The following is a 17,030-nucleotide window of genomic DNA, read 5'->3' as shown; positions in this document are numbered from 1 at the left end:
ATTCTGGGTTTTACGAAGTCATTTATTGGCAGGCGATATCCGGAGCAGAGCAGGCTTTTCCTGTAATTAATTAATCGGATAATGGAATTTTTGGCAGCACATAAATGGGTGGCGTGGTATCGCCAGTGAGCAGCGTATTTTTTTCCGGGATGTTATCGCGAAATGTGATCAATCCGACATTACATTGGGCGGTCACGCGGCATGCCCGGTTTTGCGCCACTAGCAATTTCATTTCGGAACGCCAGTAAGACCATTTGATAAAGCCGCGCCGGCTAAAAGGCTTGGTTTGCTTATTACCGATCTCCAGCAGCTTTTCGCCTTGGTCGTGTAATTTATTGCACAGCGCGGAACTGGTAAATTGGTAACAATCCAGGCGTTTGCCCGACAGCTTAAACCAACCGGTAGCCGCGAATGAGTGATGCACATCACCGGATAAGAATACACATCGCCGAATATTCATCGCATCGGCTAATGTGCTTAGAAAAGCGGCGTAGCCATCTTTGTTGTTGGCTTCCACATCCAATTTTGTGACGATCCATCCGGTAATAGCCCCTTCTTTCTTCAACAGTTTCTCAATAAGGTATATCGGTTGCCAGCCTTCGAGCAGGCCGGCCAACCAAACTGCCAGTTGCTTAGCGGATGCAACTGAAGTGAATCCCATTATCGGTATCGCCGTCATGATAATCGGGCAGACATCCGGTGCTAAATTCAGATCGGCTTTCAGTTTGATCCACTCGACGCGTAACCAGTCCAGCGCGTATCGATCCATTAACCGGGGTGGGTGATGATCATGATCACCATGATCCGGCTGCCGTTGGGTGCGGCAGTCAATAGCAATAATGGGCGGGTTGGTCGGTACGGAAAACCCCCAGTGACGGTGTTTCCAGGTAAAAAGATCGAAACGGTCGGCGTCATCGGTTCGGCCTTGTCCATTACTGAGATGCTTCGAAATGAAATAAATAAAATCCTTATCGAAATTGTCCGGATCATTTCCCCATCCCTGGAATAACCAGTAGGCTGCCAGCGCATTGCTGACAATTCGCCGTCCCAACACCGAATCTCTTACTTTCTCATGCCAAGCACCGGTGATATTCCAATCATCGGTTACCTCGTGATCATCGAAGATCATATATGTCGAGATGTTTGCCAGGAGCCGTCTGATTTTGGGCAAGCTATCGTGAAAGCGCTGCAGGGATTCACGCTCATGGCTGAAAATATCACGTGCTTTTTCTTTGTTATCGAGTCCCAACGACTTAAGCGTATTCCAATCCAGAACCGGTTTCCAACTATCATGGTTGCCGAAAACATAGAGATACATCGCGGCAAACTCGCCGAAACTCAGAAGATGGTTATAAGATAGATCGGAAGTAAAGCCGGTGTTGTACTTTTTTAGAACAGACTTGCGATTTCCGATGGAGATTCCAGTTGGATCCAGTGTGGTACCGTCGGATAATGGCAATCGTTCAGGTTGACCGGTTAACTTGGTTGCTTCCTGGCGCAGCATGGCAAACAACGAGATTCCGACGTCGTCGGCATAAATCTGATCGCCGCCAAGCAGCAAGACACCCGGACGCTGACGCAAATCGCGATGGTGCTCGTTTAATAAGTCATCCGCGAAACTCAAAGCATCGGGGTGCTCAGCATCGCGGGGTTTACGGTAATGGTGTGGTTTCCGGCAACTGCCATAAAGCACTTGTGATAATTGATCAGGGATAAAAAAAGTGGGGTATTCATCATCGCCATAAGTCAATTCTAATGCACGGAGATCCCAGTTCTGCTCCGTATCGCCTTCCAATTCTACGATCCGGTAACTCAGTAAACGATCGACGGGAAAGGTATTTTCAATCGGTCGTGCTTGCAGAAGATAGATATGCAGGTTTTTTCCGGCTGCTAAGGATTGCGATTTCAAATCGGCCGGATTGCTGAAAGCGAGAATCTGCCGGTCTTCATTCAAAATTTCCAATTTGAGAATAACCGGCCGGCTTGTTGCCAGCCATACACACACGCGATTTTTAGTAACTCGGCGAACGATTGGGCCTGCCAGCAACGTAGATGTCATCGGTGTCTCCTGAGTCAGCGTTATAAGCAGTGAACTGCTTGATTTATCGCATCGAATAAAACGGAATGCTCGCCGATTATATAGAGAAACAACGCTTTGAAGTAAAGAAGTAGACGGGAAGAGTTATCGGGAGAATGACGGCAGCAAGGTTACTGCTTTCATTGGATCAGCCATAGATGTTTTCCTTGAATTGCTGCTGAATCGTTTCAATAATCTTCTCATTGTTAATCAATGCATTGACGCAATCGGAATCCAGTTTTGTTCCTGCCATTTGTTTTAACATTTCAAACGCTTTTTGATTGCTCCATGCCGCTTTATACGGGCGCTGCGAAGTGAGCGCGTCAAAAACATCGGCGACGGCAACAATACGTGCTTCCAAAGGAATTTCTTGTCCTTTTTTCCCTGTAGGATAACCGCTGCCATTCACTGCTTCATGGTGGAATTCAGCGATATTTCTCAGGATATTAATGTGATCGATACTATCAAACCCAAAGTTCATCACAATATCATCGATCATGCTTCTGCCTTTTTGCGCATGCGTATTCATGATCGATCGCTCGTGTGGATTAAGTTGACCGGGTTTTAATAAGATGCTGTCGGGTATGGATATTTTTCCGATATCGTGCAACGGAGAGAACATAAAAATATGTTCGATGTATGCATCGTCCAAATCATATTGTTCCGCAAGCTCGGCAGCTATCAGACGGCTGTAGCGCGACATCCGGTCCAAGTGGCTGCCGGTTTCGGGATCACGCACATGGGTAATGCCGCTGGTGGTTTTTAACGCGGCGCCCATGACTTTAAGCGTGGTCAATTCGTTTATAACCATTAATGCGATTAAATGCCCGTAAATATCCAGAATACTTAAGACATTTTCGGTGAAAACATCGCTTTCGTGTGAATTAAAGAATAAGAATCCGACGAATTCTCCGGCATGAAAAATCGGCATCGTGTAGCTGGCCGCATAACCGTGACGGCCAATCCTTTTCGTGTGTTCGTGCGTTCCATTTTCAAAAGTAACCAGGTTATTGACAACGCGAGGCAGTCCTTTAGCCAATATTTCTTTGAGAGAAGGCGCTTCATCGAGCGGTGCTTGGTAGTGGGCGAGCGGTTTATCGTTGCCGCTGCTATCCAGATAAGTTTTGAGAATTCGTGTTTCCGGATCGTACAGCGCAATCGCGATCCGGGAGATAAATGCAAAGCGTTGTTGGATGGAACGATGCGCGCTGATGATTTTATCTTTGACCGGCAACGGCTTGTCAAGATCGGTGAGTAAATCGTGGTGATGAAACATGGCAGCGGTTTCCGTGAAAATAACCCTATAACGGTTTGATCCAATTTGAATTTGAATTTTTTGCTGAGCGACCGCGGAGAGTATACCCATTAAATTGGAGTAATCGTTTATCTGCTGGTATACTTCCGCCACTTTAGAAGTTTATGGCGGGCCACCCCGCATCGTGAGGTAGTGAACCTGGTCAGGTCCGGAAGGAAGCAGCCACAGCTATTTATCGCGAGTGCCGGGGATCTGGCTCGCCACCCAATGCTAACAGAGATCAATTATTCCGGTTTTTTGCTGGTTTTACAGGATCTTTCGCTTTTTCATACGATAACGTGTCGCAAACACAAGTCCTTGCGCGTAAGTGGCGCCCCAAAAAGTTCTCCGAATTGACAGGGCAGGAGCATGTGGTCAAAGCTTTGACCAACGCGTTTGAGCAAAACCGTTTACATCACGCCTATTTGTTTACCGGCACCCGTGGGGTCGGCAAAACCACCATCGCTCGTATTCTAGCCAAGTCGCTCAATTGTGAAACCGGCGTTACCGCATCGCCGTGCGGCGCTTGCCCGGCATGCCGTCAAATCGACAGCGGCAGTTTCATTGATCTGATCGAACTGGATGCCGCCTCCAACACGCAAGTCGATAACATGCGCGAACTGCTGGAAAACGCCCTGTATGCGCCGACCAGCGGCCGCTACAAGATCTACATCATCGACGAAGTGCACATGCTGTCCAAATCGGCGTTCAATGCCATGCTGAAAACGCTGGAAGAACCGCCGGCGCATGTCAAGTTTGTTCTGGCAACCACCGATCCGCAGAAAATTCCGGTGACGGTGCTGTCCCGTTGCTTGCAATTCAATCTGAAACAAATTCCGCAAACGCAAATAGCCGCGCATCTTAAGCACATATTACAGCAGGAAAACTTCCCGTTCGATGAAATTTCGTTGCAATTAATCGCCCGCGCCGCGCAGGGCAGTATGCGCGATGCGCTCAGTTTGCTGGATCAGGCGATTGCTTTCGGCGAAGGGAAAATTGCCGAAACCGGCGTGCGCGACATGCTTGGGATCATCGATCAGGGTTATTTGTTCGACCTGCTGGAAGCGTTGGCGCAAAAAAATGGCGTGCAATTATTGACACTGGCGGACGAAATGGAAGCGCAATGCCTGTCGTTCGATACCGCCTTGCAAGAATTGGCCGCTTTGCTGCATCGCATCGCATTGGCGCAGACCGTGCCGCAAGCGATCGGCGAAGATACGCCGGAGTATGCGCGTATTATCGAACTGGCGCGGCTGTTACCGCCCGAGGACATTCAATTGTTTTATCAAATCGCGTTGCACGGCCGCAGCGATTTGAGCCTGGCGCCCGACGAGTACGCCGGTTTCACCATGACCCTGCTGCGCATGCTGACCTTCATGCCGGATGACAAGACGGTTGACCGGCCAGCGCAACCCGCTGCGCAACCGGCAGCGGCGATCGCGCAGTCGCAAAAGCCTCCATCGCCGGTTAAACCCGCGCAGGTAGCGACGGTGCCGGTTGAGAATACCCGAAATGCCCCTGCATCCAATCTCGATTGGCCGCAACTGAGTCAGCAACTGAAACTGACCGGCATGGCAAAAATGCTGGCGCAACACAGCGAAGCCAAAGTGCTGTCGGCGGACAATATTGAATTGCATGTGCCGGAAGTGCATAAGCACCTGTTGGATAAGAAGTATCAAGAGAAAATCCAGGCAGCGCTGGATACATATTTTGGCAAACCTGTTAGACTGAGCTTCACGCTAGGCACGCTTTCCGGGTTAACACCCGCGGCGCTGCAGCAACGCGAAGAACAACAAAAACAGGCGGATGCCATCGCCGCGATCGAGCAAGATCCGGTGGTGCAAGAGTTGATCGAGCAATTCGATGCAAAATTAGTTATTTCAACCATCAAACCAATCGAAAAATAAAGGAGAACGTCAACATGAGAGGAAATCTGGGTAACATGATGAAGCAGGCTCAGATGATGCAGGAAAACATGCGTAAAATGCAGGAAAATCTGGCCAGCATCGAAGTCGAAGGCCAATCCGGCGCCGGCATGGTGAAAGTGACCATGACCTGCCGCCACGACGTCAAACGCGTCGACATCGATAGCAGCCTGATCGGCGACGACAAGGAAATGCTGGAAGACCTGGTAGCCGCAGCGTTCAACGACGCCGTGCGCAAAGTCGAAGTGACCACGCAGGAAAAAATGGCGGCGTTGACCAGCGGCATGGGGCTGCCGCCGGGATTCAAGCTGCCTTTCTAATGTCAGTAAAAAACTAATATAGCGTAATTTATTGAGTTTATTCGGGTAATCTATTTACCCTGGTTCTGAGTACAATCGAAAGAATGGTGTTTTTTTAGACACTTATTTGATTAGAGCGTAATGACTCATGAATGACAGGCAAATAGAAACGATCCGAACCGTGGTCGCGATGTTCGATGCGGCCCCCGGTGCGCGGTATTTAACAGAATTTGAAGTTTTCGCCAGCAATGCCGGAGGGGTGAAAGCGCTGGCTGATGCGCTCGCAGCCACCGACGTTTTCAAAAATTTCTATTATTCCGACACGCTATCCAACAATCTTTTCGCCCGGCAGTTCGTGGAAAATATCGCCGGTTCGCTGGTAGCTAGGGAACATAAATCCTGGGCAATCGCAGAAATCGACAAGCTGCTGAATGCCGGAGAGAGCCGTGGCGGCGTGATTCATTGGGCAGCTTCGGCGCTGGCGGCGGTCGATCCGGCCAATGCGGCATGGGGAGCGGCTGCCCGGCAGTTGCATCATAAAACCGAAGTGGCGGCTTATTATTCCGTCGAACTTAAGGGAACAGCGACCAGTCTTGCGATTCTGCAAGAGGTTCTGGCCCAGGTGACCGATGATCCGGCCACAGTCGATTCAGCTAAAAACCGGATTGAATCGGGCGTCACCGGAAAAGCCATCGACGGCTATATCAAAGATGCTGTGGTCTTTGCGGATTTGGACGGCAATGGCAGCAAAAGTGCCGGGGAGCTCTCGGTCACAACCGATGCGTTGGGTGGTTTCACGCTGCCGGGAGTCAGCGCATTTGGTCAATTGATTATGTCGGGCGGGATCGATATCGCCACCGGAAAACCGTTTGAAGGGCGCATGTTCGCACCGCCCGGCGCCACGGTCATCAATCCGCTGACGACGCTGCTTGTCAAGTTGCTGCAGGCTGATGCCACAGTTGCAGAGGATGCATCAGCCAAACTTTCGGCGGCACTTGGACTGCCATCCGGTTTTCAGCCGCTGCACTACGATCCGATTTATGAAGCAAACCGCACCGATACATCGGCCGCTGCGATTGCGGAAGCGGTGGCGGTGCAGGCAACAATTTCTCAGATCAATATTTTGGTAAGTCAAACAGCCGCTTTTTTGAGCGGCGCCGGTGTGCTGGCAGACGAGGCGCAGATCATCGATTTGGCTTATGCGGCATTGGCGGCGAACCTTGCCAAGACTGCTGAACCGGTTGAATTAACTGCCAGCGCTTTCATTGCTCAAGTGATTCAGGATGCCACGGTGCTGGCCGGCGCTGGCAATGCGATGCTGTTTAAAGTTGGCGCGATGCTGGATGAAGTGGCTACCGCAATTGCGTATCTGAATCGGGCAGTTGATCATGCGGTCGTGAACAATACCAAAATAACGCAGATCCTTGCCAATATGGCCGCGATTCAGATCGTGTCCGAGAACATCGAAAATTTGTTACAGACGGGGGCGGCGCAAGAGAGTATTCGCAGTGCGACAGCCTTGGCCGAAGGCACTGCGTTGACCAGTGCGATTGAGGCGGCAGGTGCATTGGTTGGCGATGTCACCGGTGATGGTAAGGCTGATCCGCTGTCGCCTTCCGTCATTCCATCGAGTGGCGGCGCTGCACCGTCGACACCCACCACTGCTTCAACCTGGTATTTGGCAACCAATGCGACGGCATTCAGCGGATCCGGGTCGAACGATGTGCTGTCGATTTCAACGGCGGCGGCGTGGACGCCGCTGGTAATGACGTCGGTGTTATTGGATGGCGGTGGCGGTAGCAATACCCTGAGCGTTCAGGACAGTTCGAGCATTGCCGCTGCATTGGTCGTCAATTTTTCCAATTTGAGTTTTGATGCAACCGGTGTGGCCGGTACGCATGATGTCACTATGTCGGCGTCGCAAAACCAGCAGTTCACAGGCACGATCACGGCCGCCGGTAGCGGCGCCAACAGTGAAAAAATCATCATTACCGGCGACGGTGCGGTTACTACGTTATCCGGCGTGGAACAATACAGCATCGGCGACGATTCCACCAATGCGCGGACGGTCACCATCAGTCAGGCGGCTACCACCGTTACCGCCGATGCATCGAACGATGCCGTGACCTTCAATGCCGGCGCCTTGGCGATCACAGGCACGCTCACAGGCGATGCAACGGTTGACGATGTGTTGAGCGTAAGTAACGGTGCTGATATCAGTGGCGCTACGATCACCAGCATCGAAGTGCTGACGTTGGCATCCGGTGCTGCAGTGACGATGAAAGCCAGTCAAAATCAGGCATTCACCGGTACTGCCACGGCGCCGGGTAGCGGTGCGAGTGGAGAAAAAATCATCGTCACCGGCGATGGCATGGTAACTGCGTTATCCAACATTGAGACCTACGAGCTGGGCGACGACAGCACCAATGCGCGTACGCTAACCACTGGCTCGGCGGCGCTGAATTTGATTGCCAATCAAGCCAGCGACACGGTGACCGTCAATGCGGCATCTCTGGCGCAGAATACGGCATTAACCATCACTGATACCAGCGCTTCGGCGTTGACCGTCAGCAGCCTGGTGGGCGATCTGGTCGCAACCAAATTGACCGGCGCGTTAACAGTGACCACCGCAAACGCCGCCGATAACGGCATCAGCATCACGACCGGTTCGGCGGCGGCTTCGATCAATGTGGCTGCCGGCGCGGCGTCCGATACGGTCAGTATCGACGCGACGGCTTTGGCTAACAATACCAGTCTCACCGTTACTTCCGGTGGCGCCGCCGCAGGCACTGTCAATATTACCGGTTTGAGCGGCAATCTGGTGGTGTCGAATCCTACCAGCGGTACGATTGGGGTGGCTGTTACGGATAACACGGCCGATGACGGCATTGCGATTACTGCGGCAGCGGCCAACCTTGCGATTACCGGTGTCGCCGACGGCGATACCGTGACGGTGTCAGGTTTTACCGGCTCGACCTTGACCGGCGCAATCAGCGGCACCACCGGCAAATTCAACATTACCGCCGGTACCGGCAGCAGCAGCATTACTACCGGCGCCGGTGATGATACCTTCACATTTGTCGCCGGAACCGGATTAACCAGTGCGGATACCGTCGATGGCGGCACCGGTTCGGATACGGTTGCGTTGACCAGCAATACCGCGGTTGCTGCCACTAATTTCAACAACGTTAAGAATATCGAAGTCATCACAGTTGCCAACACCAATACCGCCGTAGCGATTACCACGCAGGATACGCTGGTAGCGGCTGGTGCGACGTTAACTCTGTCAAATGCGGCCAATTCGGGCATTCTGACCTTCATCGGCAGCGCTGAGACCAACGGGCATTTCAAGATTACAGGCGGTACAGGGGTCGATAACATTACTGGCGGCGCCGGTGACGATACTTTTACATTCGTCGCCGGGACTGGTTTAACGACCGATACGGTCAACGGCGGCACGGGAACCGACACGGTGGCGCTGACCGGCACGACCGCAGTGACAGCAACACATTTTAACAACGTCAGCAATATCGAAGTGATTACGCTGCAGGATATGGTGAATACCACGGTTGCGATTACCACCGTCAATGCGTTGGTTGCCTCCGGCGCCACGTTGACGCTATCGAATGCGGCTAATGCCGGGGTATTGACGTTTAACGGCGCCGCCGAAACCGACGGGCATTTTAAAATTACCGGTGGCTCCGGTAATGATACGATTACCGGTGGTTCCGGTAACGATATTCTTACCGGTGGCAGCGGCACCGATAGCATAACCGCCGGTACCGGCAGCGATACGCTGTCGGGGGAATTGGGTAACGATACGTTTACGCTGGCTGCGGTGAGTGGTTTGACGCAAGCGGATGTTATCGACGGCGGCGCGGGCAGCGACACGGTGGCATTGACCGGTAACACGGCGTTCACCGCCAGCAATGACTTTGACAATGTCAGCAATATCGAAACCATTACCCTGGCCAATACCAATACTGCCGTTTCCATTACGACCAAAGATACCTTAGTGGCTGCTGGTGCAACGTTGACGCTTTCCACTTCCAATACCGGTGGTCTGACATTTAACGGTGCAGCGGAAACCGACGGCGCTTTCAGCATCACCAGCAGCGGTGCCTCCAATGACACGATTACGGGCGGAAGCGATGCCGATAGCATTACGTGTGGTACCGGCACGGATTCCATAGCAGGTGGTGGTGGCGACGATACCATCACGTTTGCAGCAGGCACGGGGTTAACCACCGCGGATACTGTGGATGGCGGCAACGGTATCGATACCGTCGCATTGACCGGAACCACTGCGGTTGCAGCGACCAATTTCGACAAGGTCAGCAATATCGAAGTGATTACCGTGGCGAACACCACGACGGCGGTGGCGATTACCTCCAAGGATGCGCTGGTTGCCGCGGGTGCCACGCTGACATTGCAAGCGACAACGCTGACCAGCGGCGTTTTGACGTTTGACGGCAGTGCGGAAATCGATGGCGCTTTTATCATTACCGGTGGAAGCGCTGGAGATACCATCAAGGGCGGATCCGGCAACGACACGCTCGACGGCGGTGCGGGTAGTAACAATGTCACGCCCGGCTTGGGTAATGACACAGTGACCAGCGGTTCCGGCAACGATATTTTTTCATTCGCGGCGGTTACCGGCTTAACCAGCGCTGACAGCGTCGATGGCGGTTCGGGTACGGATACTGTGACACTGACTGGGAATACGGCATTCACCGCTAGTAATGATTTTGATGCCGTCAAAAATATCGAAGCCATTTCTTTAGCGAATACCAATACCGAGGTATCCATTATCACTAAAGATGCATTGGTTTCTGCGAGCGCTACATTAACCTTATCGAATGCGGCCAACTCGGGTGCTTTGACATTCAATGGCAGTGCGGAAACCGACGGTGCTTTCAGCATTAGCGGCGGCACCGGCAACGATAGTATTACCGGCGGTGCGGGAAGTGACACGCTCAGTGGCGGAACCGGCAATGATACCCTGGTGGGCGGGGGCGGGAATGATTCGATCACTAGTGGTGCCGGCAATGACAGTATTACCGGGAATGGTGGCGCCGACAGCGTTACACTGGGCAGTAGTGCCAACGATAATACTTTGCAGACGTTTATTTATAGTGCCGCAGCGGATGGTGCCGCTGCCGGAGCAAGCAGCGGTGCCGATTCGATTACTCAATTCGATGCGAATGCTAATGACGCCACCGACGATTTGATTCAAATCACTGCGACATTAAAGACGCTGCTCGATGATGATAGTGATAATAGTCTCGATTATTCAACCGCTGACGGTTCTGATGGCGGCAATCAAGTCATCGCGGGTGGCACCGATCAGGAAGCGACGGTATTGGCGGATGCCGAAATCGAAATTGCATTGTCGGCGTTCACGACACCCGGATTGGCCAGTGTCATAACCGAGTTGAACGAAGAAATTGATTTCAGCAACATCGCTACAGGCGAGGAGCACTTGTTTATTCTCAATTTTTCCACAACGCAATCAGCAGTAGTGTTGTATACGGCGGGTACCGGCGGAGATGATGCCATTGTCGCTACCGACCTGCAGGTGATGGGGATTGTGACACACAATGATGGTACCGGCCTAGTGGCTGGCAATCTGACATTTTAAGCACTCACTGATTGTGCCTTCATGGTGCTTGCTTGGCGATGGCGGCAACAGTTAGTCTGCTTAATAGTTTAGAATTAGCCATTTTTGATTGCTTCAGCAGCATTCATCGCGAATTAGCCATCCATGAAAGTCAACAAACCATTCCGTCCCCCGAGGAAAAAAACACCGGCATCCACACGTGTTTCCGCTAAGACAACGGCAACGCCACCCGCAAAGCATTCACCAGAAACATCAGTGCCGCTTGCTAAGCGACCGATTGCAACTTTTAAGTTGCAAAAGCTGCTGGCGCAAAAAGGGCTCGGGTCGCGACGGGAAATGGAAGAGTTGATTGCTGCCGGGAAAGTCACTTTGAACAACCAGGTTGCTCAATTGGGTGATCGTGCTGGGACGGGAGATGTGATTCGGATCGGCAGGCGCACGATTCGTGTGCATGTCGAGGAAGAATTGCCGAAAGTGTTGCTGTATCACAAACCCGAAGGGGAAATCGTCAGCCGGGACGATCCGCAAGGACGTCCATCGGTGTTCGACAAATTACCGCATTTACGGTCATCGAAGTGGATTGCGGTCGGGCGCCTCGATTTTAATACCAGCGGCTTGTTGATTTTTACCAATGATGGTGTTCTGGCTAACCGTCTGATGCACCCGCGCTTCGAAATGGAACGTGAGTATGCGGTACGGATCCTCGGTGAACTCACCGAAGAACAGATGAAGCAACTGACCACTGGCATAACGCTCGACGATGGTCAGGCAGCATTCACGTATCTGGCAGAGGAAGGTGGTGAGGGAGCCAACCGTTGGTACCGCGTCATCCTTAAAGAAGGTAAAAACCGCGAAGTGCGACGCATGTTTGAAGCCGTTGGTGTTACGGTTAGCCGTTTGATGCGTGTTCGTTTCGGTCCGGTTAATTTGCCGCCCCGTATCAAACGCGGGCAATGGTTAGAACTGGATGAAAAAGAAACGCGGCGATTATTATCACTGATAAAACGAGATGTAATGTAAAAACAACACAGTTAAACACAGGGTACTTACAAGTTGCGCTGGAAAAGAAAAGAAAGTAACATTCGTTCTTTTTCGAAGAGGTTTGGGGGGTATTAATGGCTAACAGCGCACAAGCGAGAAAGCGTGCTAGACAAGCTATCAAGAGAAGAGCGCATAATGTTCATTTGCGATCACAGTTACGTACTGCTATTAAATCGGTCAGAAAAGCAATCGGACTGGGAGATAAAGAAGCGGCTAAAAGCGTATTTATTAATTCAGTGGGAACGATTGATTCAATAGCTGGTAGAGGTATTATTCATAAAAATAAAGCATCACGTTACAAAAGCCGATTGTCTTCAGCGATTAAGCTGATGAATTAATTAAAAACTTATAATCTTCTTCGATGAGAATTGGAAAATTAAATCAGATTCTTCAAAGAAGAAATTAAAAGGACAATAAGTTTAATGGAAAACCAAAGGAGAGAGAGATGAATGCCAAGAGATGGCTGAAGGGTGGGGCTTTGATGTTAGGGCTTCTGCTAGGAGGGGGATTACAAGCGGGTAACATACCGACGGTGCCGAACGAGCTTTACGAAGCGCTGAAGCTGGATCGTGAGAAGGTATCGCCGAAGGAATTATATGAAGCGGTAGTGAAGCGTTACAAGGATCCTGAGCAAGGGGCTGGGCGCGGGACACTGGCGCAATACTGGGAACCGATACCGTATGGAATCTATTTGGACCCAGCGACATTTTACAAATCGCCGACCACGAACAAAGAGATAGCGAGCCGCAAGGAATGCGTAGAATGTCACACGGACGAATCGCCGGTATGGGTACAAGCATGGAAGCGCAGCACCCATGCGAATTTGGACAAGGTACGTAATTTAAAACCGAGCGACCCGACATTTTACAAGAAAGCGAAGTTAGAAGAAGTAGAAAAGAACTTGCGCTCGATGGGCAAACTGGCGGAAGGCGAGAACCTGAAAGAAGTAGGGTGTATTGACTGCCACGTAGAACCGAACGCGAAGAAAAAAGCGGATCACACCAAAGACATCATCATGCCGACAGCCGACGTATGCGGAACCTGTCACTTGGCGGAATTTGTCGAACGTGAATCGGAAAGAGACACGATGATATGGCCGCACGGACAATGGCCGGATGGACGTCCATCGCACGCGCTGGACTACAAAGCCAACGTAGAAACCACGGTATGGGCGGCGATGCCACAACGTGAAGTAGCGGAAGGCTGCTCGATGTGCCACACCAACCAAAACAAATGCGACTCCTGCCATACCCGTCACGAATTCTCGGCAGCGGAATCCCGCAAACCGGAAGCCTGTGCTACCTGCCACAGCGGTGTAGACCACAACAACTGGGAAGCGTACTCAATGTCCAAGCACGGCAAGATGGTATCGATGCTGGGCGACAAATGGAACTGGGAAGCGCCGCTGAAAGACGCCTACGCAGTAGGTGGACAAAACGCACCGACCTGTGCGGGCTGTCACATGGAATACGAAGGCGAATACAGCCATAACATGGTGAGAAAGATCCGCTGGGCGAACTACCCGTTTGTACCCGGTATTGCGGAAAACATCAGAAGCGAATGGTCGGAAGCGCGTTTGGACTCATGGGTAGTTACCTGTACCCAATGCCACTCCGAGCGTTTTGCACGTTCTTACCTGGAACTGATGGACAAAGGCACCCTGGAAGGACTGGCGAAATATCAAGAAGCCAACGCAATCGTACATCAACTGTATAAAGAAGGCCTGTTGACAGGACAAAAAACCAACCGTCCTGCACCACCAGCACCGGAAAAAGAAGGCTATGCCTACTTTGCGCAACTGTTCTGGTCGAAAGGCAACAGCCCGGCAGCGATCGAGCTGAAAGTACTGGAAATGCACGAAAACGACCTGGCTAAAATGCACGTAGGCTTAGCACACGTTAACCCGGGCGGCTGGACTTACACCGAAGGCTGGGGTCCGATCAACCGTGCCTACGTTGAAATTCAAGACGAAAACACCCGCATCCGTGAAATGGTTGCACTGCAAGAACGTGTTAAAAATCTTGAAACCAAGAAAACCAGCTTACTCGACTTGGACGGCACAGCAGAGAAAATCTCTCTGGGCGGTTTAGGTGGTGGCATGCTACTAGCCGGAACACTGGCATTAGCAGGCTGGCGCAGACGTAAGCAAAGCGAAGCTTGATAGGCGCTGATACGACAGATCGCACTACCGGGGTAGTGCGATCGGGAGACAAGCTGCTCCCGTCATTAGGGATACTCCTGGTGACGGGAGGTTTGCTTTTACTGGGCTGGTTTGCGTATCTTTGGTTTAAACCGATTCCGGCCCCCTATCAATACCAACTGGTAGAAGAAAGCGACGCGCAGACACAGAAATTCAGCAAAATGGGACTGGATGACTGGTCCGGGCTGAAGCTCAGCGAATACAAAGTCAAAGCGGAAGGCGTAGACAAACCGATCGCGGAATTTATCGTAGCCAAACAAAGCGATGGACCGCCAGTATTGATTTACTGGAAGAACAGCACCAACGAAGTACTCTATAACTTTGACCGCAAGCCATCGGAACTAACGATACTGGCGACCGCGATCAACAAATATGCACCGAAAGACGCACTGATACTCTCCTGGTGGGACACCTCGCGGCAAATCAAACTGCTCACCGGACGCGACACTTTCTTTACCAACCACCTGAACGAACCGCTGATGATACCGGTTCCATGGCTGGAACAAAGTGAAGCGATACGCGCGTATGAAAAGCAATTCTGGGAAAGCAAACCCGACGCCAAAGAACTGGAAAGTTTCAAACGATTCAGCCATGCCCTGGCGTCACCTGCGGAAGAAGGCATCAAACAACTGCGGCAACTGATAGGATCGGACCGGGAAACCTACCTGATAGTGCACGTAACCGACCTCTACAAACTGGGACTCATGTACCCGGACGAAATAGGGGTAGCCTATCAAAACTTCCCGATGACAGGCAACATGCACGGCCTGATCAATCAAATGAAAGTGCAAGTAAAGGAAAACAACTTTGACACCTACACCCTGCAATCGGTGTCGGACAATGAAATCAGAGTATTCTTCCTGAGCGACGAAAAGAGCAGCCAAACGCTACTGGCCAGAATGCTGCCGTTTGTAGACAAGCAGGCACCGACAGAACTGGAACTGGCGCAACTGATCTACCAACAAGGCGGCTACTGGGTATACAAGCTGCCGTAGAAAGAATAAAGAACTCGAAGAAGCCGGAAGGACTCAAAGAAAGTGCAACACAGGCACAACAAAAAGGCGCAAAGCAGCCACATAGTCATTTACACAAACGGACGATAGCGTACAATACGAAGCCATCGGAATTGGATTAAAAAAGCATAAAGGAGGAAGGATGAAACACCCGATCGTATACATACTGTCAATAATGGCAGCGGTATTTTTTTCCAGCGCGGCATTGGCTGATTTTGAAGGACGCACCAAATGCAGCTCCTGCCACAAATCGCAAGCGAAATCATGGAAAGACACCGCACACGCCAAGGCGATGGAATCATTAAAGCCTGGCACCCGCAAAGAAGCCAAGATCAAAGCGAAATTGGATCCGGACAAAGACTACACCCAAGATAAAGACTGCGTAGGCTGTCACGTTGACGGCTGGGGCAAGAAAGGCGGCTACACCATTGAAGCGGCGAAAAAGCCACTCGCGGCAGTTGGCTGTGAATCCTGTCATGGCGGCGGCAAGAACTACCGTGGCGATCACCGCAAAGCAGGCCAGGCATTTGAAAGCAAAGGCACCACCACACAGCGTAAAGTGGTTGCAGACAAAGGACAAGACTTTCATTTTGAAGAAGCCTGCGCAGCCTGTCACTTAAACTACGAAGGTTCACCGTGGAAAGGCGCGAAAGCCCCGTATACACCGTTCACACCGGAAGTAGACGCGAAATACAAATTTGACTTTGACAAGATGGTCAAAGACGTCAAAGCGATGCACGAACACTATAAGCTAGACGGCACCTTCGTAGGCGAACCGAAGTTCAAGTATCACGATGAATTCCAAGCGAGCGCCAAAGAAAAGACAGCAGACAAAAAAGGTAAAGGGAAAGAGTAATGACAGGGATACAAAAAGGAGCGATAGGCACGCTACTGACAGGCGGGTTACTCGGGATATTGCTGGTAGCGGTGGTATTTGGTGGAGAAGCAGCGCTCTCGACCGAAGAATTCTGTACCAGCTGTCACTCGATGACCTACACACAGACGGAACTGAAGCAATCGACGCACTATGGTGCGTTGGGCGTGAATCCTAGCTGTAAAGACTGTCACATACCGCAAGGGTTCAAGAACTTCCACTTAGCGTTGTACACCCATGCGGTGGATGGCGCGCGGGAACTGTACTTGGAACTGATCAACGACTACTCGACGCTGGAGAAGTTTAACGAACGGCGATTGATCATGGCGCATGATGCGCGGATGAATCTGAAGAAATGGGACAGCGTGACATGCAGGGATTGTCATAGAGATCCGAATCCACCGGGAGCGGATGCACAGGAAGCGCACAAGAAGTTGAAGACGGAAGGCGCGACGTGCATAGACTGTCATCAGAATTTAGTGCATGAAGAAGTGGCGAAGACGGACTTAAATGCGAGTTTAGCTGCGGGCAAGATGGTACTGATGAAAGACGAAGACAGTGATGAAGGTGGGGACGAGGAAGACGAAGAAGATGAAGACGAGGGAGAGGCTGGAGCGGGTGCAAGCGAAGCTGAATCCCAAGGTGATGAAGAAGATGAGGAAGATGAGGAGTAAGTGGCACTCTGCC

The 17,030-nt window shown here is 51.4% G+C and carries 11 protein-coding genes and 1 other RNA gene; 10 read left to right on the top strand and 2 right to left on the bottom strand.

Annotation, left to right across the window (positions count from 1 at the left end; genetic code table 11):
* Positions 1-70: 70 nt before the first annotated feature.
* Positions 71-2,059 carry an alkaline phosphatase D family protein gene (locus tag ACV7NC_RS03925; RefSeq protein WP_458154157.1) on the bottom strand — a complete coding sequence of 663 codons (1,989 nt, stop codon included), beginning with the start codon at positions 2,057-2,059 and terminating at the stop codon, positions 71-73.
* A 166-nt stretch (positions 2,060-2,225) separates the two neighbouring features.
* Positions 2,226-3,353 carry an HD domain-containing phosphohydrolase gene (locus tag ACV7NC_RS03920; protein WP_458154156.1) on the bottom strand — a complete coding sequence of 376 codons (1,128 nt, stop codon included), beginning with the start codon at positions 3,351-3,353 and terminating at the stop codon, positions 2,226-2,228.
* A gap of 145 nt (positions 3,354-3,498) precedes the next feature.
* Between ACV7NC_RS03920 and ffs the strand changes: the two genes are divergently transcribed.
* The 10 genes from ffs (at position 3,499) to ACV7NC_RS03870 (ending at position 17,017) form a co-directional block, all read left to right on the top strand.
* An RNA gene (ffs, locus tag ACV7NC_RS03915) (signal recognition particle sRNA small type) lies at positions 3,499-3,597 on the top strand.
* Positions 3,598-3,670: 73 nt separating this feature from the next.
* The gene (dnaX, locus tag ACV7NC_RS03910; protein WP_458154155.1) at positions 3,671-5,278 is read left to right on the top strand and encodes a DNA polymerase III subunit gamma/tau; all 1,608 of its coding nucleotides are present in this window, start codon (positions 3,671-3,673) and stop codon (positions 5,276-5,278) included.
* A 14-nt stretch (positions 5,279-5,292) separates the two neighbouring features.
* Positions 5,293-5,616, top strand: a complete 324-nt coding sequence (locus tag ACV7NC_RS03905; protein ID WP_458154154.1) for a YbaB/EbfC family nucleoid-associated protein — start codon at positions 5,293-5,295, stop codon at positions 5,614-5,616.
* A 127-nt stretch (positions 5,617-5,743) separates the two neighbouring features.
* The gene (locus ACV7NC_RS03900) at positions 5,744-11,236 is read left to right on the top strand and encodes a beta strand repeat-containing protein (protein WP_458154153.1); all 5,493 of its coding nucleotides are present in this window, start codon (positions 5,744-5,746) and stop codon (positions 11,234-11,236) included.
* Between the two features lie 123 nt (positions 11,237-11,359).
* Positions 11,360-12,235, top strand: coding sequence for a 23S rRNA pseudouridine(2605) synthase RluB (gene rluB, locus ACV7NC_RS03895; RefSeq protein WP_458154152.1), 876 nt, complete (start codon positions 11,360-11,362; stop codon positions 12,233-12,235).
* A gap of 95 nt (positions 12,236-12,330) precedes the next feature.
* The gene (gene rpsT, locus ACV7NC_RS03890; protein ID WP_458154151.1) at positions 12,331-12,594 is read left to right on the top strand and encodes a 30S ribosomal protein S20; all 264 of its coding nucleotides are present in this window, start codon (positions 12,331-12,333) and stop codon (positions 12,592-12,594) included.
* Positions 12,595-12,701: 107 nt separating this feature from the next.
* Positions 12,702-14,417 carry a multiheme c-type cytochrome gene (locus ACV7NC_RS03885; protein ID WP_458154150.1) on the top strand — a complete coding sequence of 572 codons (1,716 nt, stop codon included), beginning with the start codon at positions 12,702-12,704 and terminating at the stop codon, positions 14,415-14,417.
* Positions 14,414-15,451 (top strand): hydroxylamine oxidation protein HaoB, encoded by a 1,038-nt coding sequence (gene haoB / locus ACV7NC_RS03880; RefSeq protein WP_458154148.1) that lies wholly within the window; start codon positions 14,414-14,416, stop codon positions 15,449-15,451. Before ACV7NC_RS03885 ends, haoB begins: the two co-directional genes overlap by 4 nt.
* Before the next feature lie 160 nt (positions 15,452-15,611).
* Positions 15,612-16,325: a cytochrome c-550 CycA gene (gene cycA / locus ACV7NC_RS03875; protein WP_458154147.1), complete on the top strand. Its 714-nt coding sequence runs from the start codon at positions 15,612-15,614 to the stop codon at positions 16,323-16,325.
* Positions 16,325-17,017, top strand: coding sequence for a NapC/NirT family cytochrome c (locus ACV7NC_RS03870; protein ID WP_458154146.1), 693 nt, complete (start codon positions 16,325-16,327; stop codon positions 17,015-17,017). Before cycA ends, ACV7NC_RS03870 begins: the two co-directional genes overlap by 1 nt.
* Positions 17,018-17,030 lie beyond the last annotated feature (13 nt).

The organism is Nitrosomonas limosa (assembly GCF_054188085.1).
Note: the sequence above shows the minus strand (reverse complement) of the source record. Positions and strands in the feature narration are given on the sequence as shown.

Bases quoted from the DNA above. Each gene is read 5' to 3' on its own strand.
- ACV7NC_RS03900 (WP_458154153.1), top strand. From the start codon at position 5,744: ATGAATGACAGGCAAATAGAAACGATCCGAACCGTGGTCGCGATGTTC.
- ACV7NC_RS03870 (WP_458154146.1), top strand. From the start codon at position 16,325: ATGACAGGGATACAAAAAGGAGCGATAGGCACGCTACTGACAGGCGGG.
- ACV7NC_RS03905 (WP_458154154.1), top strand. From the start codon at position 5,293: ATGAGAGGAAATCTGGGTAACATGATGAAGCAGGCTCAGATGATGCAG.
- ACV7NC_RS03885 (WP_458154150.1), top strand. From the start codon at position 12,702: ATGAATGCCAAGAGATGGCTGAAGGGTGGGGCTTTGATGTTAGGGCTT.
- cycA (WP_458154147.1), top strand. From the start codon at position 15,612: ATGAAACACCCGATCGTATACATACTGTCAATAATGGCAGCGGTATTT.
- ACV7NC_RS03925 (WP_458154157.1), bottom strand. From the start codon at position 2,059: ATGACATCTACGTTGCTGGCAGGCCCAATCGTTCGCCGAGTTACTAAA.
- ACV7NC_RS03920 (WP_458154156.1), bottom strand. From the start codon at position 3,353: ATGTTTCATCACCACGATTTACTCACCGATCTTGACAAGCCGTTGCCG.
- rluB (WP_458154152.1), top strand. From the start codon at position 11,360: ATGAAAGTCAACAAACCATTCCGTCCCCCGAGGAAAAAAACACCGGCA.
- rpsT (WP_458154151.1), top strand. From the start codon at position 12,331: ATGGCTAACAGCGCACAAGCGAGAAAGCGTGCTAGACAAGCTATCAAG.